The organism is Octadecabacter temperatus, from assembly GCF_001187845.1.
Classification (GTDB): Bacteria; Pseudomonadota; Alphaproteobacteria; order Rhodobacterales; family Rhodobacteraceae; genus Octadecabacter; species Octadecabacter temperatus.
The window spans coordinates 446,545-465,094 of the sequence record NZ_CP012160.1 but is presented as its reverse complement, the minus strand read 5'-3'; the positions used below and the strand labels follow the sequence as shown (position 1 = coordinate 465,094).

Below are 18,550 nucleotides of genomic sequence, written 5' to 3'. Positions count from 1 at the left end.
ACCTCCTGTTGAACCTCCCCGCTGCGGACCGTCCATTCATGGGCGGTCCGTATGCGTTTGTTGTTTAGAATCATTCCAAACCTTGACTTCGTGGGTCCGCAGGCGCATATCTAAAGCCTGACAAAAAAGGTTTGCTGCCCATGTTTATCCAGACTGAATCAACGCCGAACCCCGCAACACTGAAGTTTTTGCCCGGTCAAACCGTGCTCGAAGCAGGCACTGCCGACTTCGCGAGCGTAGAGGCCGCAGGAAATAGCCCACTCGCTGGCCGTGTTTTCGCGGTTGAGGGAGTGACAGGCGTGTTTTTCGGCGCTGACTTCGTAACTGTGACCAAAGCGGACGGTGTTGAATGGGACCACATCAAGCCTGCGATTTTGGGTGCGATCATGGAGCACTACCAATCTGGTGCAGCCGTGATGACTGGCGCTCAGGCGGACTCTGGCCATGCAGAGCACACCGGCGAAGACGGTGAAATCGTCAACCAGATCAAAGAACTTCTTGATACGCGCGTCCGCCCTGCTGTTGCACAAGACGGTGGCGACATCACGTTCCACGGATTTGAGCGCGGCGTTGTTTATCTGCAGATGCAAGGCGCCTGTGCGGGTTGCCCTAGCTCAACCATGACGTTGAAAATGGGCATCGAAAACCTGCTGCGCCACTACATCCCAGAGGTTCTTGAGGTGCGCCCCGTTGCCGCCTAAGCCAACCATCTTAGCATTTGATACATCGGCGGCACATTGTGCCGCCGCTTTGCTATCTAACGGAAAGATCGTCAGTCGCGTCGAAGAAATGTCACGCGGACAGGGTGAACGCCTGATGGTGTTGCTCGAAGAGGTTTTGGCAGAGAACGGCCTGACTTGGACCGACCTAGATGCCCTAGCCGTGGGCGTTGGACCTGGAAACTTCACAGGCATCCGCATTTCGGTATCCGCTGCGCGTGGGTTAGCGCTTGGTCTCGGCAAACCCGCAATTGGCGTTTCGATGTTTCAGACCACGCAGCATTTGGCGAACTGGGCGCAAACGGCAGTGCCCGCGCCAAAAGACCAAGTTTACTTCTTTGACCCAGACAAGATGACCACTCCAATTCAAACGACGTTAAACGGCGAAGAAAGTACCATTGCGTTATCGAGCGAGTTCGACGCCGCCGCCCATGTCCGTGCCATAGCCGAGATCGCTGCGGAGCAACTGGCACGTGGCGGGGATATTGCACGCCCTACTCCGCTTTATGTGCGCCCTGCGGATGCCGCACCCCCACGCGAAAAACCACCGGTTATTCTGCCATGACGCCAGAAGGCTTGGCATTCACCCACGCCGCCGCATTTGGCGGGAACGGCTGGCCCGAAGCTGACTTTGCACAATATCTAGACGACCCAAATGTGTTTCTCCACGGCACGGATCTTAGCTTTGTTGTGTTGCGACGTGCTGGGCCCGAAGCAGAGGTTCTTACCCTTGCTTCCGACCCCAGTTGCCAAGGCAACGGCCTTGCCACGCGAAACCTTGAGAGAGCCCTGCGCATCCTTGCCCATCAAGGCGTCCAAGACATCTTTCTAGAGGTGGCAGAAGACAACATCCCTGCCCTTGCAATCTATACCCGCTGCGGGTTCACCGAGATTTCTCGCAGGCCGAAATATTACAAGAACGGTGCCACGGCGATCTGCATGAAAATTGAGCTTTCCGTAGCGTCGTTTCCTGATACGGCCACCTGATCCCGCTTCAGTGGTAAGAATCGGTTGATCTTTTTCGCGCCGCATTGCCTACTTTGCTTCATGATCGAAAAATCAGCCTACCATATCGGTGGGTTAAAGATCCGGGATCGCTGCCAAATGCGGCCCTCCAACAACAACTTGGGAGAGTTTTATGACCCTTATGACCAAATTTCTTAGCGCGACGACTGCGCTGGCACTGACAGCTGGTGCAGCAATGGCTGACGGCCCTGCAATCATTTATGACCTCGGCGGTAAGTTCGATAAGTCGTTCAACGAATCTGCTTTCGGTGGCGCACAGCGTTGGGCGGAAGAATCTGGCGAAGAATTCGCTGAATTCGAAATCACATCCGACGCACAGCGTGAGCAAGCGATCCGTCGCTTCGCCGAAGCTGGCAACAACCCGATCGTTATGGCTGGTTTCTCATGGGCGACACCGCTTTCCGAAGCTGCTGGCGACTACCCTGACACCAAGTTCGTTCTGATTGACATGGTTGTTGATGCACCAAACGTGCGTTCCATCGTCTTTAACGAGCACGAAGGTTCCTACCTTGTTGGCATGATGGCTGCTGAAGCTTCCGAGACTGACGTCGTGTCTTTCGTTGGCGGCATGGACATTCCGCTGATCCGTAAGTTCGCTTGTGGCTACGCCCAAGGTGTTATGGCTGCGAACCCAGACGCGACAGTGATCGCCAACATGACAGGTACAACGCCGTCTGCTTGGAATGACCCGGTAAAAGGTTCCGAATTGACACTTAGCCAGATCTCTCAGGGGGCTGACGTTGTGTTTGCTGCGGCTGGCGGCACCGGTATCGGTGTGCTTCAGACAGCTGCGGACGAAGGCATCTTGTCCATCGGTGTTGATGCGAACCAGAACTACCTGCACCCAGGTCAGGTTCTGACATCCATGCTTAAGCGCGTCGACAATGCTGTTTACGAAAGTTTCGTTGCTGGTGAAGGTGTTGAGACTGGCTTCAACGTCATGGGCGTTGCAAACGAAGGTGTTGGCTACGCACTGGACGAGCACAACGCTGACCTCGTCTCCGCAGAGATGCAGGCAATGGTTGATGAAGCCGCTGCTGCAATGGTCTCTGGTGAGCTCGCGGTTCACGACTACATGTCTGACGAAACGTGCCCGGCTCTTGAATTCTAAGACGGGTTAACAGACAGTTACAGGAGGGCCGTGCTGATCAGATCGGCGCGGCCCTTTGCTTAAACGATATTCGACGGGGGCGCACGACAATGAGCGATGCATTAACAACATTTTTTGACGCTTGGAGCGAACAGGATGCGAGCAAACGCGCAAACATGATCGCCAGTGCAACGTCCCCTGATGCCACCTATTCCGACCCGCGCTCAGGCGATCGATTGTCAGGCCACGCGGCGATTTCCGACTACGTTGGAATGTTCAGCGCCAATGCGCCGGGATGGACGGCGAAGGTCGTTTCTACGGATGAAGTCAACGGTTACGCCCGTTCTGCAGTCGCGTTCGGAGGCATGGGGCCCGACGGCAATGAGATGACACAGCACGGCACCTATTTTTCCGAAGCCGATGATGCTGGCAAACTCGTGATGATCGCAGGTTTTGTAGGGTTAGGATTTACGCCAGATGTCTGAAGTCGCACCTGCTATTGAGCTCGTTGGTATCTCCAAGGCTTTCGGGCCGGTGCAAGCCAACAAAGACATTTCTATCCGCGTGATGCCTGGGACGATCCACGGGATCATCGGCGAAAACGGCGCGGGAAAATCCACGCTGATGTCGATCCTGTATGGGTTCTATAAAGCCGATGCGGGTGAGATTTTCATCTCTGGTAAGAAAACCGTCATCCCTGATTCACAGGCGGCGATTGCTGCTGGTATCGGGATGGTGTTTCAGCACTTCAAACTGGTGCAGAACTTTAGCGTGTTGGAAAACGTGGTGCTTGGGGCGGAAGATGGTGCGCTTTTACGTCCGTCTTTGGCGAAGGCCCGTAAGCAGCTGAAATCCCTTGCTGAAGAGTATGAATTGAACGTTGATCCGGATGCGATCATTCAAGACATCGGCGTTGGCATGCAGCAGCGCGTTGAGATTTTGAAAGCGCTTTATCGTCAAGCCGACATTCTGATTTTGGACGAACCCACGGGCGTGTTGACTCCGGCCGAGGCGGACCAGTTGTTCCGTATTTTGGGGCGCCTGAAGGAAGAAGGTAAAACCATCATCCTGATCACGCACAAGCTGCGTGAGATCATGGATATTACGGACACCGTCAGCGTGATGCGTCGTGGTGAGATGACGTCGACAGTCAAGACATCTGAGACCAGCCCAGCCGACCTTGCCGAGCGAATGGTGGGCCGTAAAGTGTTGTTGCGTGTGGATAAAGTCCCGGCAAAGCCCAAAGATGTTGTGCTTGAGGTCAAAGACCTCAACATCACGGATGAGAAAGGCGTGCACCGCCTTAAGGGCGTATCTTTCAACATTCGCGCGGGTGAAATCCTTGGGATCGCAGGCGTGTCTGGCAACGGCCAATCCGAACTGTTGGAAGTGTTGGGTGGCTATGAAAAGGCAACTGGCGAAGTCTTGTTGAACGGCGAAGCGATTGACTTGACGGGTGCATTTTCTGATGGCCAGTCACGCCGTGCGCGCGGCATTGCCCATGTGCCCGAAGACCGCCAGCACGAAGGCCTGATTATGGACTTCACAGCGGCTGAAAACACCGCCTTTGGTTATCACCATGATCCAAAATACCAACGCAATCGTCTGCTGATGGACAACGCTGCAATCCTACAGGACGCACAGGAAAAGATGGACCGTTTCGATGTGCGTCCGCCTAATCCGATGCTGGCCGCCAAGAATTTCTCGGGCGGGAACCAGCAAAAGGTCGTTGTCGCCCGCGAGATCGAACGCGACCCTGACCTTTTACTGGTCGGGCAGCCGACACGCGGTGTCGATATCGGCGCGATTGAATTCATTCACCAACAGATCGTCGCCCTGCGCGATGCGGGCAAAGCGATCTTGCTGGTCTCGGTAGAACTGGACGAAATCATGGGGCTTTCTGATCGGATCGCTGTGATGTTCGACGGACAGATCATGGGCGAGCGTCTGCCAGCCGAAACAGATGAAAAAGAGCTCGGCCTGATGATGGCTGGCGTGACAGATGGGGAGACCGCGTAATGGATAAGATGCCAAAATGGGCTGACGTTGTGCTGGTGCCGGTCGTATCTCTGCTGTTGGCAGCGATCATTTCCGCGATCGTTTTCCTATCCATCGGCCAGAACCCATGGGAAGCCTTGAAGTTGATGGCTTACGGCGCTGTCGGCACGTCCGATTTCCTTGGATATACGTTGTTTTATGCGACGAACTTCATCTTTACCGGCTTGGCTGTGGCCGTGGCGTTCCATGCGTCACTGTTCAATATCGGCGGCGAAGGGCAGGTGCTTTTGGGAGGCTTAGGTGCTGCGATTGTCGTGCTGTTGGTGCCATGGCCCCATTGGACGTTGGCATTGCTTGCAGGTGGTTCAGCGGCGGCCCTTTTCGGTGCGCTTTGGGTCGTTATCCCTGCCTATCTACAGGCACGACGCGGCAGCCACATCGTTATCACAACGATCATGTTTAACTTCATGGCGTCCGGTTTGCTTGTGTACATGCTCGCGGGTCCGCTTAAACCAGCGGGCCAACAACAGGTCGCGTCTGGCCTATTTCCTGAGGCCAGCAGATTGCCGTCGCTCAACGATATAGCTGAGATGTTTGGGTCCGACATGTTCGGGCGATCGCCGGTGAATATATCCATTGTCATCGCGTTGTTGGCTTGTGTCGCCGTTTGGGCGCTCATCTGGCACACGCGGCTGGGCTATCAAATTCGCGCACTCGGGAAGTCCGAAAGTGCTGCCAAATACGCAGGCATTTCTGCAGTCAACATCACCATGATCGCGCTGCTTATTTCCGGTGCGCTGGCGGGGATGATGGCGATTAACAACACGATGGGTATTAACTCGCCCCAGCTGGTTGATAACGCGGCAGGGGGTGCTGGGTTTATCGGCATCGCGGTGGCATTGATGGGGCGCAACCATCCGGTTGGCATCGTGATCGCGGCGCTGCTGTTTGGCGCGCTTTATCAAGGCGGTGCTGAACTTGCGGCGGTGACCGATGTGCAGGTGCAGATCGTAATCGTCATTCAGGCGCTGGTGATCATGTTCACAGGCGCATTGGACGAGATGGTGCGCGCACCCATTGAAAAGCTGTTCTTGCGGTTTGGCCGCGAGACAGCGGTGGAGGAGTAGATCATGGATTTCTTCACATTCGTTCAACTTGGTGACGCATCAGTTCGCATGGCGATCCCGCTTTTGCTGGCTTGTCTTGCTGGTTTGTTTTCCGAACGCGCCGGTATTTTCGACATTGGACTTGAAGGCAAAATGCTCGCCGCGGCATTCCTGTCAGCGGCGGTGTCTTTCGCATCCGGCAACGTCTGGGTCGGGCTTTTGGCAGGTATCGGGATTTCGGTGGCCCTGTCGATCATTCATGGCCTTGCCTCAATCACGTTTCGCGGCAACCAGCTGATTTCCGGTGTCGCAATTAACTTCTTTGCGGCCGGTCTAACGGTCGTCATCGCGCAAGGTTGGTTCGCGCAAGGTGGACGAACGCCGTCCCTACCAAAAGACGCGCGTTTTAACGGCCTCGATTTTCCTGGTGCTTTGACGCGCGTACGTGACAAGATGCAAGCAAGTCCGGGAATGCAGTTCTATTCCGAATTCGTATCCGGTCATTCTATCCTCGTTTACCTTGGCCTTTTGACCGTCCCGCTTAGCTGGTGGATACTTTATCGCACACGTTTCGGCCTGCGCCTTCGTGCTGTTGGCGAAGCCCCTGAAGCCGTGGATACTGCGGGTATTTCAGTCGTTCGGCTACGCTATAGCGCCGTCATCATTTGCGGTATTCTGTGCGGGATCGCTGGCGCATATCTTTCAACAGCTGTGCAGGCTGGTTTCACCAAAGACATGACCGCCAACCGTGGTTTCATCGCACTGGCCGCCTTGATCTTTGCAAAATGGCGCCCATGGTATGCCCTTGGCGCTTGTCTGTTGTTCGGCCTGTTCTTTGCAATCGATAACCGCTTCCAGAACATCCAACTGCAAGTGATCTGGATCATGATCCTGCTGATCGGCAGCGCCGTCGCAATGACGGTTTATGCCTTGCGCCGTGAAAAGATTGACGTGCTGGTTTTGGGTGGGTTGTCCGCCGTTTTGGCAGCCGTTGCGCTTATTACATGGTTTGGAACTGCATCCGGCGAAGGCATCGGCGTTTTGGCCGCGCTTTGGGAAACCGTTAAGGTCCCAAGCCAGTTGATCCAATCCCTGCCTTATCTGTTCGTGGTTATCGTACTCGCGGGATTTGTCGGCAAAGCCATCCCTCCACGTGCCGGAGGACAACCCTATGTCAAGGAACGCTGAGGAACTCGCGGATAAGATCCGCGCGATTGCTGGTGATGCTCCGGTTTCAATCGGGCTGATCCTTGGGTCCGGTTTGGGGCATTTGGCGGGCGCTGTCGAAGGCGTCGCCATCCCTTACGATGAGCTTGAAGGTTTTCCCCATGCAGGCGTGTCGGGCCATAATCCTAACCTTGTGATTGGCGACCTAGAAGGCGTGCGCGTTGCCGTTTTTGGCGGGCGGGCACACTATTACGAAAGCGGCCGCGGCGATGCCATGCGCCTCCCACTTGAGGTGCTTAAAGCGCTTGGTGCGGATAAGATGATCGCGACGAATGCTGCGGGATCAATGGTGCCAGAGATGGCGACGGGTTCGATAATGTGCCTGTCTGACCACATCAACTTCAGTGGTCTAAACCCGCTGATCGGCGAGCAATCTGATGCACGCTTCGTCCCAATGCGCGACTGCTACGATCCCGCTATGCGCGAAGCCCTGACCCGCGCAGCAATGAACGCCAAAGTCGACATGCACAGTGGTGTTTACGCATGGTATTCTGGTCCGTCGTTTGAAACCGTTGCCGAAATCAACGCGATTAAAACCCTCGGCGCAGATGCGGTTGGCATGTCCACGGTGCCTGAAGTGATCTTGGGTCGTTTCCTTGGGCTTCGTTGCGCTGCGATTTCTACAATTACTAATATGGCCGCTGGGATGTCAGAGGAATCCATCAGCCATGAACACACCAAAGCAATGGCGCCTTTAGGGGCTGCAAAACTAGAAATTGTACTACGTGCGGCCCTACCGCATCTCTGAGACCAGCCAATCTCGTTAATAAGACTTCTGGTCTTATTAACGCGGCATAATTGGCCGTTGAATTATGTACCCTTGCAGGCGTAAGGAAAGCCTATGCAAATTTACCTGCCCATCGCCGAAGTGTCGGTGAACGCGTTTCTACTGCTCGGCTTGGGTGGTCTTGTCGGAATTTTATCCGGCATGTTTGGTGTTGGCGGCGGTTTTTTAATGACACCTTTGTTGTTTTTCATCGGCATCCCCCCAGCAGTGGCAGTTGCAACCGAAGCGGTACAGATCGTGGCGTCCTCTTTTTCAGGGGTTCTTGCGCACCTTAGGCGAAAGACCGTTGATCTCAGGATGGGGACGGTGCTGCTGACAGGTGGCCTGATCGGGGCCGCGGTCGGTGTGGTTTTGTTCAACTATCTAAAATCGCTCGGTCAGGTCGATCTGCTCGTAAAGCTTTGTTATGTCGTCTTCCTTGGCATCATTGGCGGGCTGATGTTCGTTGAAAGCTGGCGCGCGATCAGACGCTCAAAGCTAAACAATCCACCGCCTGTGCGTCGCAAACACGGGCTGGTCCACGCGTTGCCATTGAAAATGAAATTCCGTGTCTCGGGCCTATATATTTCTGTTATTCCGCCGCTGGTCGTTGGCCTATTGGTCGGGATATTGGCGGCGATCATGGGTGTTGGTGGCGGCTTTATTATGGTTCCAGCAATGATCTATCTGCTGGGCATGCCGACCAAAGTTGTGATCGGCACATCCCTTTTCCAGATCATCTTCGTGACCGCATTCACGACAATGTTGCACGCGACGACGAACTATACCGTTGATATTGTCCTCGCTGTTTTGCTTTTGGTTGGCGGCGTGATTGGCGCACAAATCGGCACGCGCATTGGTGTGAAAATGAAAGCCGAACAACTGCGCATCCTGCTTGCGATCATGGTGCTGTTGGTGTGCGGCAAACTCGCGCTGGACCTACTACTGATGCCGACTGAATTGTATTCCTTAGGCGCAGGAGGTGGTCACTGATGCTCCGCCTGATCGCAGCCCTTTTCCTGATGGTTACACCACTTGCGGCTGAGGAAATCGTGCTTGGCCTAAGCCGAGATGAGGTCGCGATCACGGCGACATTCAACGGGTCTGACGTGATGATTTTCGGTGCCGTTAAACGCGATGCCCCTGCCCCCGACGGCGGCCCGCTTGAGGTTATCATCACGCTCTCCGGCCCGCTTGAACCGGTGCTGGTTCGCCGAAAAGAACGTGTTCTTGGTATCTGGGCGAACACCGATGCGGTCGAAGTTGACGAAGCGCCGTCCTTTTATGCTGTCGCAACATCCGCACCGATGCGCGACGTGCTGACCTCGGTCGAAGACCTGCGTTACGGCATATCTATCCCACGTGTGATCCGATCCGTGGGTGCCCCGAGTGACGTCGAGAATGCAGGTACTTTCACGGAGGCGCTTATCCGCATTCGTGCCGCTGCCGGCCTATATCAGATTTTGGATAGCCAAGTGGATATGGAGGAAGAAACCCTATTTCGCGGGCAAATCACACTTCCTGCCGCCCTGACCGAGGGCAATTACTCCGCGCATATTTTCCTAACGCGGGACGGTGTCGTTATTGATGACTACGAAACGGATATTGCGGTTTTCAAAGCGGGCTTGGAACGCTGGCTCTATGAAGTGTCGCGCAATCAGCCGTTCTGGTACGGTATCATGTCCCTGATGATTGCGATTTCTGCGGGCTGGCTGGCGTCCGCTGCCTTCCGCATATTCCAAAGATAACCCACGTATCTTCTTGGCTTAACCGCGCCCGATATGGGGCATCTTGCTCGCCATGATCATCATACTTTGAACGTTGGCCTCAGCTGGCAAGCTCGCCATGTGGAACACGGCGCGTGCAACGTCTTCAACGGCCATTGTCGGCAACGGTTCTAACCCTTGTTCAGCCCGCGTGACTTCAAGGTTTTTCACCAGATCCGTACGCGCATTGCCGATATCGATTTGCCCGCACGCAATGCCAAACTCGCGCCCGTCAAGCGTGATCGTTTTGGTCAAGCCAGACACACCGTGTTTGGTGGTCGTATAACAGGTCGATCCCTCACGCGGTGTGTGCGCCGAGATTGAGCCGTTGTTGATAATCCGCCCACCTTGCGGCGTTTGATGGCGCATTTGCTTAAAGGCAGCGCGTGCGCAAAGGAACATGCCCGTCAGGTTAACGTCCACAACCTGTTTCCAGTCGTCCAGCGCGATCTCATCGATGGTTGTTTGCGGGCCAAACATCCCTGCATTGTTGAACAGCGCATCCAATGTCCCGAAGCTGTTAAATGCCGCCTGCACTTGGCCCTCGTCCGTAACATCACAGGGCATAGAAACTGCGTTTTCATGGGTGATCTCAGCAAGCGCACCAGCGCCTCGCGCGATCAGTCCAACGCGCCAACCGTTCGCCAGAAAATGTTCCGCAGTTGTCCGACCAATGCCGCTGCTAGCGCCTGTGATGATAATGCTTTTCATGGCTCAACTCCGTCGTCTTGCATGGTCAATTCCAACGGCGCGGGTGCGACGGTCAAATCGTCAACGCGCAGCAAACTGGAAGGCCGTGCAAGGCGGTTACGCACGACCCAGCACAACCGGTGCTCGGCACGGGTGATGGCAACATAGGCAAGGCGCTTCCACAGTGGTTGGCCTGCTTCGACACGCCCCATACGGCTTGCGACCTCAATATCTGGGGCGAAAACCTGCACGGTTTCCCACTGTGAACCCTGCGCCTTGTGGATAGTCACAGCCGCGCCGTGCAAGAACGTAGCGCCCATCTTGGCGGCGAAGGGGATGAACGGCTCTTCATCGCCCTCAAGTTCGATCTTAACGATGCTCGCCGCGCTGACCTGCGGGTCTTCGGCGCCCATGACATGAAGGCGTGAAAACCCGGGCTTGCGCCCTGGCCCGAGGTAGATGACCTGCGCACCCTTAATCAGACCGCGCGCCTCAAGGTCGAGACGTTTCTTGCGATGCTTCATCGGCAGCTCAATACCATCACAAATGAGGGGCTCCCCCTCCAACAGCTCATCCGCTGGTGCGCCGAACGCGTTACGGAACGCATGGATCAGCTTGATACGCGTTGCATTGCGCCAAACCAGACAAGGGGACCGCGCCATAAGGTCGCTTTCGACCCGCTGTGCCAAGACAACACGATCATCCTTTGCCGCCGCTTCTGCCACGAGCTTTTCAAAGGCATAAAAATCGACCTGCGGATCAGCAAGCGCATGGGCAAGGTCAAGGATCGGGTTGTCCGCCGTTTGGCGATGCACGCGCGACAAAACCAGCTGCTTGGATTCAGGCAGGCGTTCAAACACCATCTTGCCGCCCTCCGCTTTTACAGGTGGCAACTGGGCCGGATCGCCAAACAGCACAAGGGTCGGGAAGATGTCTTTCAGGTCTTCAAATTGCTTTGCGTCGAGCATCGAGCTTTCGTCCACAAACCCAATATCGAGAGGGTCTTCGCGGCGCTTCCATCCGGTGATGAAATCAGACCCACGCAATCCCGCTGCCGCCAACGCGGCTGGCACAGACGAGTTCAATTGATACGACGCAAACGCACGGTCGAGGGCGACTTCGGTCAGCCCTTCAATTTCAGGTTTTTCGCCCTGCCCTGCCAACCATTCCGCGATCTTTTCATATTCGGGGTCATACATCGGCGTATAAAGAATGCGGTGGATCGTCGTGGCCGGAACCCCACGGTTTCGCAGCACCGATGCGGCTTTGTTGGTCGGCGCAAGAATGGCCAGCGTGCGGCGATTGCGACGTTTCTTGCCCTCATAATCACCCGACACGATATCAACGCCCGCCTCGCGCAAAGACTTGAACAATTCGGCCAGTAGCAACGTCTTACCACTACCTGCTTTGCCCAAAACGGCCAGCACCGCACCTTTTGGATCCTCGTCGGGCGGAAGGGTTGAGCCACCCAGCATATCGACACCAGCTTCGCCCAACAGGTCGGACACAGCGTCCCATGCTTCGGCCTGATCATCTGAAAGGGAAAGGGCAGTTTGTTCCATAGCCGGACACTAGCGGGACTACGCTAGAGGGGCCAGATGCTAAGGCGTCTTCGAGTACCCTTTCGCACCTTCATCCGAGAGAATTCAACCGATGTCTTTCAAGGGCGGCACATGTTGGCCGTTTACCAAATTCGCAACAGGCCCGACGCCGTTCACTCGGGTCTCGATTTCCGATTTCGCGACTGAGGCCGTAACCTCGAGTTGGTTGGCAAGCAGCGGCAGCCCATTGTATTCAGCGAAATCACGCAAATCCGCGATGACGTCGATTATCCATTTTTGCCCCATGAAAGTCCCCTTACGATCAGAGTAAATGATTAGTTAACGCCAAGTATATGGGCGGAAAGATTAACAATTTACTCCCGAAGGTCGGGGCTTTGGGAACTTTCGGTTAGGTCGCAATTAGGGGTTTTCAAAACAACAGGCCGCTCAGCAATGTGCTGGCGGCCCGTTTCTTAGGTCTTAAAGTGAAAGCTACTATTTGCTTCCAGCTTCGATGACATCTTCAAGCGTGCGCAGGCCGGTTTTCGGGGCCTGAACCAGTACGGACATATTGCCCGGCTTGTGCTCGTTGCGCAGCATTTTGGTATGTGCGCCTGGCAGTTCATCCCACGGGAACACTTCTGACATGCACGGATCAAGGCGACGCTCAACCATCAGGTTGTTGGCGGATGACGCTTGCTTGAGGTGGGCAAAGTGGGAACCCTGAACGCGCTTTTGGTGCATCCAGAGGTAGCGCACATCAAACGTACAGTTAAAGCCCGTGGTACCAGCACAAATCACGACCATGCCGCCCTTTTTACAGACCAATGTGGACACTGGGAACGTCGCTTCGCCAGGGTGTTCGAACACCATGTCAACGTTGTTGCCCTTACCTGTAATCGCCCAGATCGCCGCGCCAAATTTGCGCGCTTCTTTGAACCATGTGGCGTATTCAGGTGTGTTCACCTTCGGCAACTGGCCCCAGCAATCAAAATCCTTGCGGTTGATGACGCCCTTGGCGCCAAGACCCATAACGAAATCGCGCTTATCTTCTTCAGAAATAACACCAATCGCGTTAGCCCCCGCCGTGTTGATCAGCTGGATCGCATAGGATCCAAGACCACCTGAAGCGCCCCAAACCAATACGTTTTGACCAGGTTTCAGGTCATGTGGCTCATGGCCGAACAGCATACGGTACGCAGTTGCGAGCGTCAGCGTGTAGCAAGCTGACTCCTCCCATGTGAGGTGCTGTGGGCGTGGCATCAATTGCTGCGCTTGCACATTTGTGAACTGCGCGAAGGACCCATCAGGTGTCTCGTAACCCCAAATACGCTGGGACGTAGAAAACATCGGATCGCCGCCGTTGCACTCTTCATCGTCGCCATCATCTTGGTTGCAATGGATTACGACCTCGTCGCCGACCTTCCAGCGCTTAACCTTGTCACCAACTGCCCACACGATGCCAGACGCATCGGAACCAGCAATATGGTATGGTGCGCCGTGACCATCAAACGGGCTAATTGGCTTACCAAGACCGGCCCAAACGCCGTTATAATTAACGCCCGCAGCCATAACGAGGACAAGAACTTCGTTGCTATCCAGAACTGGCGTATCGACGACTTCGACTTCGAAAGCTTTGTCTGGTTCACCGTGGCGTTCACGGCGGATTGCCCAAGCATACATTTGCGCCGGAACGTGACCCATCGGTGGGATTTCACCCATTTCATAAAGGTCTTTTTTCTCGGCCTCGTAGGTGAAGGCTGCGTTTTGGTCGAGCGCCATGTCGGTCTCCATCAGGTTTATCCGTTACTCATGCCGCGCCGCAGAATCGGACGCGTTGAAAGCAGAAATAGAGACGTGAAAGTAAGATTGCAACTCTGTAGAGTACTTTTTTGTAATTTTATGTCCGCCGCATCGCAGCAAAGCCCAATACTTGCGCGTTAAGGGAAAGACACCGCCGAAACGCGACAAACGTTGATGTTGTTCTTCACAATCGCAGCGAGAGCAAATGATTTGAAATGAAAAGACATTGTATTCCCCAAATTAAATTAATCGTGGGAAAAGCCTAACGGCGCGAAAACCACTCATCAAGTCAGGGAAAACAGTCCTATTCTTCAGAGTAATGGTGCGAGATTGAGTTCGCGTAGTAGGCGAGGACAGGTTTGTCAGTGTCTGCAACGGTCATAACAGCGTCGCCAGATACCAATCCGCGGCGACGCAAGTTCACCAATCCGTCCGTTGCCATTTGATCTGGCGTGCGGCGTGGTTTGGCCACCGAGGACGGCACCGTTGCGATCGTTTCTTCGATACTTGCTGTTATCTCTGCCTGCGTTGTTGCCCCAGACAAGATCGCACGGCTCACCAATGGGACGGGCAACAGTGGGACGACACTGGCGATACGGGCCATCAGTTCTTGCCCTACAGCCTCGGTCGCACCCTCACGAGACAGGGAAAAGTCGCGCAGCGATAGCGGTTGCCCAAAGCTGACATTTGCCGTCCCGAAGGTCGTAAGTTTGCGACGCACGCGCGCCCAAAGATATCCCGTGACGCCACCAACAACAGTGAAAAGCGGAGGCCGGAAACGGCGTTTTCCAGTTTGATCCGCTTTGATCAGGAATTTATCCTCCAAAACCCGATCATAGTTTAGCGCAACGGGGACAAAGACCACGTCGCGCTTCTCAGGGTCAAATCCATCAACGATATAGCTAAGAATACCAAGGCGCGGGTTGGCCATTTTACCGTTCAACGACAACCCGCCTTCTGGGAAAACCGCTTGCGTGACGCCCCCTTCAGTTGCCATCTGCACATAACGCGCCAAGACCTTGCGGTACAACTCGCGCGCGGCTGGCTTACTGCGAGACTTACGACGGATGAAGTACCCGCCCATCATCTTAATCATCGCGGACAGCGGCCAAACCCGCGCCCATTCACCCACTGCATAAGACAACGCACCAGCGCGAGACACGAGGTAGGTGACAAGCACGTAATCCATGTTTGAACGATGGTTCATCACAAAGATCACCGTCGCGTCTGGGTCAATCGCCTCGTACTCCGCGCGGTCAAATTGGCCGACCCGCAATCTGTAAAGGAAACGAGACAGCCATTTGGCTAGACGCATCCCGAAGGAAAAATAAGCGGTGGCAGAAAAGGATGGCACGATCTCGCGGGCATAATGGCGGGCCTTCTCAAAGGCCACGTCTTCGCGCACATCCTCAACCTTGGCGTACTCGTTCACGGCCCTGATGACCTCTGGATCAAACACCAATCGTTCAATCGTGTCATAGCGCCGGGCGAGCTTGAACGGCTCGATTGGTTTTGCGAGCCGCTTGTTTACCCGCGCCACCACACGTTCTGCGCGACGGCGGAAAAACCAGCGTACAGACGGAAACAGAAAGTGCGATGCGAACGTGACTGCCGCGAAAAGCAGCACCAGAACCAAGAGCCAAAGTGGGATTTCAATCGGGGTCGTCATAGGGGGACCGTGTCAGGGATTGGGCGCTTCGGCAATGGGGACAAAAAGCCAAAAAATGCCGCAGTGCAGCGCGTTGACAAAGGTATTATCTTTCCGATAACTACCTATCCAAGCAATAAAATTGCGCACCCTGATTCACGAGGCCGTACCATGTCGCAGACGCAAAAAGACCGCCCTTGGCTATTTAGAACCTACGCTGGTCACTCAACAGCCAAAGCGTCGAACGAACTGTATCGCGGCAACCTCGCCAAGGGGCAGACGGGCCTTTCGGTCGCCTTCGATCTGCCAACGCAGACGGGCTATGACAGTGATCATGTTCTTTCTAAAGGCGAAGTCGGCAAAGTCGGCGTTCCGGTGAACCACTTGGGCGACATGCGCGCACTGTTCGACGATATCCCGCTTGAGAAAATGAACACCTCGATGACGATCAACGCGACGGCGCCTTGGTTGCTCGCGCTTTATATCGCTGTTGCCGAAGAACAGGGTGCGGACGTGTCCGCCCTGCAAGGCACTGTGCAAAACGACATCATCAAAGAATACCTTAGCCGCGGCACCTATATTTGCCCGCCTGCCCCGTCCTTGCGCATGATCACAGATGTCGCTGCGTTTACCCGCGAACACCTGCCAAAATGGAATCCGATGAACGTCTGTTCCTACCACCTGCAAGAAGCGGGCGCGACGCCTGAGGAAGAACTGGCCTTTGCGTTGGCTACCGCGATTGCCGTGCTGGATGATCTAAAGGGCAAAGTCCCTGCCGAAGCCTTCCCCGCAATGGTTGGACGTATCTCATTCTTCGTAAACGCTGGCATCCGCTTCGTCACCGAGATGTGCAAAATGCGCGCTTTTGTAGAACTTTGGGATGAGATTTGCACCGAACGCTACGGCGTTGAAAACCCAAAATTCCGCCGTTTCCGCTACGGGGTTCAGGTGAACTCACTCGGGTTGACTGAGCAGCAGCCAGAAAACAACGTTTACCGTATTCTTATTGAGATGCTCGCCGTGACGCTGTCAAAGGACGCCCGCGCCCGCGCCGTGCAATTGCCTGCGTGGAACGAAGCCCTTGGCCTGCCGCGCCCGTGGGACCAGCAATGGTCCTTACGCATGCAACAGATCCTCGCGTTTGAAACGGATCTTCTGGAATACGACGACCTGTTTGAGGGCAACCCAGCGGTCGAGCGTAAAGTAGCAGCGCTGAAAAAGGGTGCGATGGAAGAGCTGTCCCAGATTAACGGCATGGGTGATGCGCAAGAAAAAATCGAATACATGAAAGCGCGTTTGGTTGAATCCAACGCCGCGCGTATTGCTGGGATCGAAAGCGGTGACACCACTGTTATCGGCGTGAACAAATTCCAGAACGGCGAACCTTCCCCACTGACATCCGGCGAAGATGCAATCATGGTGTCCGACCCTAAGGCCGAGGCAGACCAGCTTGCGCGCTTGAACGCGTGGAAAATTGACCGCGATGACAAAGCAGTCGCCAAAGCACTGGCCGATTTGAAAGCCGCTGCGTTGGACGGCACAAACATCATGATCCCGTCCGTCGCCGCTGCAAAGGCTGGTGTAACAACAGGCGAATGGGCCGAAGTTATCCGCCAAGCATTTGGCCAGTATCGTGGCCCGACAGGTGTGTCCCATAACCCGTCAAACCGTACCGAAGGGCTTGATGACATTCGTGACCGCGTGTCTGCGGTCAGCTCAAAACTCGGACGGAAATTGAAGTTCCTGATGGGCAAACCAGGCCTTGATGGACATTCTAATGGTGCCGAACAAATCGCTGCACGCGCACGCGATTGTGGGATGGATATTACCTATGAAGGCATCCGCCTGACACCGGACGAAATCATCGAAGCGGCAATCCGCGATGATGTACACGTTGTCGGCCTGTCCATTCTTTCCGGTTCGCACATTCCACTAATTTCAGAGCTGATGGAAAAGATGAAAGCCCAAGGGTTGTCCCATATTCCAGTCGTCGTTGGTGGCATCATCCCAGATGAAGACGCGGATCGCCTGTCAAACATGGGTGTCGCGCGGGTCTACACGCCGAAAGACTTTGAGCTGAACCGCATCATGGATGATATCGTGGATTTGGCTGACCCAACGGACGTCGCAGCGGAATAGATCGCCCAACCGTATTACTCGTCAAGTTTAACGACCAGTTCATCGTAGCTATAGCTTTGCTCAATGATGCCGCTGTCGCCGGCGACGAAATTGGGATCGGACGGTAAACAGCCGATCCCGCAAATCTGGCGCGTGGTCATGTCTTCGGTATCAATATACCAAAGCCGCCCACCCGGTGTAGCAACCCAGCCATCAATACCCTCATCCTCATCGCCTTCCATGTCGGTACCGCTTGGGAGTTCACTGGAGTAATCCGGCGAAAACGCGGCGTGGGTATGGTAGGACGTCGTGATGATGTTGAGGTTGGTTGGATCATCGGCAAGGCAGCTATCGTTGTTTCCGGGGGTCGGTTCTGAAAACGCCAAGTTGCCATCATCATCGAGCCCAATGTAGCCGCAAAATTCAATGTCCTGAGCGATGGAAAGCGGATTTAGGTCTGCATAAATTTCTCTCACCATTGCCAGTTCTTCCGCGCTCTGTGCGAATACCGCAGCAGGTGCAATCATTGGGGTCAGGGCAACGGCGAAAATAGTAATTCTAAACATGCAGTGTCCAATCTGTTTCAGTGGCAGATTGCTGCGAACAGCGGCGGTATTCAAGTCGCGAGTACCGCCGCAAAACTTTACAGACCGAGTGAGCGACGCCCAAAGATAAACTGCCACTGCGTGCCATCCTGCATGGTGATTTCACCACCACCCTCAAGCGCGGATTGATACGTTGCGGTGCCGATACCTGTCAGACCGTTGGTACAAGTAACTGGGAAGGTCGTGGTCGTCCCCATCGTACCCGGGCTGTAGCGCCCCTGACAGGTATTCGCTCCGTTGCTAACCTGAAACCAACCGCCTTCAAACAGGGTCGCCGTGGCCGTACCACGATAAACCGTGTTGCTTGGGCCGACGACCGCAACCGGATGCGTAACAACATCACAGGCGGCCAGCCCACCGCAAAGCGCAAGAATACCAATTGATTTATAGAACATATGAGGTCCTTTCATGTGTAACCTGCGACCAATATTGAACACCGTTCATGCT

General features: G+C 54.9%; 19 protein-coding genes. 12 read left to right on the top strand and 7 right to left on the bottom strand.

What is annotated here, in order from left to right; translation table 11 throughout:
* Positions 1-140: 140 nt before the first annotated feature.
* The 11 genes from OSB_RS02480 (at position 141) to OSB_RS02430 (ending at position 9,680) form a co-directional block, all read left to right on the top strand.
* Positions 141-701, top strand: a complete 561-nt coding sequence (locus OSB_RS02480; RefSeq protein WP_049833494.1) for a NifU family protein — start codon at positions 141-143, stop codon at positions 699-701.
* Entirely contained in the window at positions 691-1,284 is a 594-nt protein-coding gene (tsaB, locus tag OSB_RS02475) for a tRNA (adenosine(37)-N6)-threonylcarbamoyltransferase complex dimerization subunit type 1 TsaB (protein ID WP_049833493.1), read from the top strand. The genes OSB_RS02480 and tsaB overlap by 11 nt, the downstream gene beginning before the upstream one ends.
* Positions 1,281-1,706 carry a GNAT family N-acetyltransferase gene (locus OSB_RS02470; RefSeq protein WP_049833492.1) on the top strand — a complete coding sequence of 142 codons (426 nt, stop codon included), beginning with the start codon at positions 1,281-1,283 and terminating at the stop codon, positions 1,704-1,706. Before tsaB ends, OSB_RS02470 begins: the two co-directional genes overlap by 4 nt.
* A 151-nt stretch (positions 1,707-1,857) precedes the next feature.
* Positions 1,858-2,856, top strand: a complete 999-nt coding sequence (locus tag OSB_RS02465) for a BMP family lipoprotein (protein ID WP_049833491.1) — start codon at positions 1,858-1,860, stop codon at positions 2,854-2,856.
* An 89-nt stretch (positions 2,857-2,945) separates the two neighbouring features.
* Positions 2,946-3,320 carry a nuclear transport factor 2 family protein gene (locus OSB_RS02460; RefSeq protein ID WP_049833490.1) on the top strand — a complete coding sequence of 125 codons (375 nt, stop codon included), beginning with the start codon at positions 2,946-2,948 and terminating at the stop codon, positions 3,318-3,320.
* Positions 3,313-4,854 (top strand): ABC transporter ATP-binding protein, encoded by a 1,542-nt coding sequence (locus OSB_RS02455; protein WP_049833489.1) that lies wholly within the window; start codon positions 3,313-3,315, stop codon positions 4,852-4,854. The genes OSB_RS02460 and OSB_RS02455 overlap by 8 nt, the downstream gene beginning before the upstream one ends.
* Positions 4,854-5,960 carry an ABC transporter permease gene (locus OSB_RS02450; protein ID WP_049833488.1) on the top strand — a complete coding sequence of 369 codons (1,107 nt, stop codon included), beginning with the start codon at positions 4,854-4,856 and terminating at the stop codon, positions 5,958-5,960. Before OSB_RS02455 ends, OSB_RS02450 begins: the two co-directional genes overlap by 1 nt.
* A 3-nt stretch (positions 5,961-5,963) precedes the next feature.
* Positions 5,964-7,127 (top strand): ABC transporter permease, encoded by a 1,164-nt coding sequence (locus OSB_RS02445; RefSeq protein WP_049833487.1) that lies wholly within the window; start codon positions 5,964-5,966, stop codon positions 7,125-7,127.
* On the top strand, positions 7,111-7,914 hold the full coding sequence (locus tag OSB_RS02440) for a purine-nucleoside phosphorylase (protein ID WP_049833486.1): 804 nt from the start codon (positions 7,111-7,113) through the stop codon (positions 7,912-7,914). The genes OSB_RS02445 and OSB_RS02440 overlap by 17 nt, the downstream gene beginning before the upstream one ends.
* 93 nt (positions 7,915-8,007) lie before the next feature.
* The gene (locus tag OSB_RS02435; protein WP_049833485.1) at positions 8,008-8,925 is read left to right on the top strand and encodes a sulfite exporter TauE/SafE family protein; all 918 of its coding nucleotides are present in this window, start codon (positions 8,008-8,010) and stop codon (positions 8,923-8,925) included.
* A complete protein-coding gene (locus tag OSB_RS02430; protein ID WP_049833484.1) occupies positions 8,925-9,680 on the top strand; it encodes a TIGR02186 family protein in 756 nt (251 codons plus the stop codon). Before OSB_RS02435 ends, OSB_RS02430 begins: the two co-directional genes overlap by 1 nt.
* A gap of 18 nt (positions 9,681-9,698) precedes the next feature.
* On the opposite strand, the gene OSB_RS02425 is transcribed toward OSB_RS02430, so the two are convergent.
* From OSB_RS02425 to OSB_RS02405, 5 genes are all read right to left on the bottom strand, one after another.
* A complete protein-coding gene (locus tag OSB_RS02425) occupies positions 9,699-10,409 on the bottom strand; it encodes an SDR family oxidoreductase (protein WP_049833483.1) in 711 nt (236 codons plus the stop codon).
* Positions 10,406-11,950 carry an ATP-dependent DNA helicase gene (locus tag OSB_RS02420; protein WP_049833482.1) on the bottom strand — a complete coding sequence of 515 codons (1,545 nt, stop codon included), beginning with the start codon at positions 11,948-11,950 and terminating at the stop codon, positions 10,406-10,408. Before OSB_RS02420 ends, OSB_RS02425 begins: the two co-directional genes overlap by 4 nt.
* Positions 11,951-12,034: 84 nt before the next feature.
* A complete protein-coding gene (locus OSB_RS02415; RefSeq protein WP_049833481.1) occupies positions 12,035-12,235 on the bottom strand; it encodes a hypothetical protein in 201 nt (66 codons plus the stop codon).
* A gap of 189 nt (positions 12,236-12,424) precedes the next feature.
* On the bottom strand, positions 12,425-13,711 hold the full coding sequence (ccrA, locus tag OSB_RS02410; RefSeq protein ID WP_049836013.1) for a crotonyl-CoA carboxylase/reductase: 1,287 nt from the start codon (positions 13,709-13,711) through the stop codon (positions 12,425-12,427).
* Positions 13,712-14,036: 325 nt separating this feature from the next.
* Positions 14,037-15,401, bottom strand: coding sequence for a 1-acyl-sn-glycerol-3-phosphate acyltransferase (locus tag OSB_RS02405; RefSeq protein WP_049833480.1), 1,365 nt, complete (start codon positions 15,399-15,401; stop codon positions 14,037-14,039).
* A gap of 150 nt (positions 15,402-15,551) precedes the next feature.
* Here OSB_RS02405 and OSB_RS02400 point away from each other — a divergent pair, with 150 nt between their 5' ends.
* A complete protein-coding gene (locus tag OSB_RS02400; protein WP_049836012.1) occupies positions 15,552-17,519 on the top strand; it encodes a protein meaA in 1,968 nt (655 codons plus the stop codon).
* A gap of 14 nt (positions 17,520-17,533) precedes the next feature.
* On the opposite strand, the gene OSB_RS02395 is transcribed toward OSB_RS02400, so the two are convergent.
* Together OSB_RS02395 and OSB_RS02390 are read right to left on the bottom strand one after the other, a co-directional pair.
* Entirely contained in the window at positions 17,534-18,064 is a 531-nt protein-coding gene (locus tag OSB_RS02395) for a DUF4329 domain-containing protein (protein WP_074202176.1), read from the bottom strand.
* Between the two features lie 77 nt (positions 18,065-18,141).
* The gene (locus OSB_RS02390) at positions 18,142-18,498 is read right to left on the bottom strand and encodes a hypothetical protein (protein ID WP_049833479.1); all 357 of its coding nucleotides are present in this window, start codon (positions 18,496-18,498) and stop codon (positions 18,142-18,144) included.
* Positions 18,499-18,550: the final 52 nt, after the last annotated feature.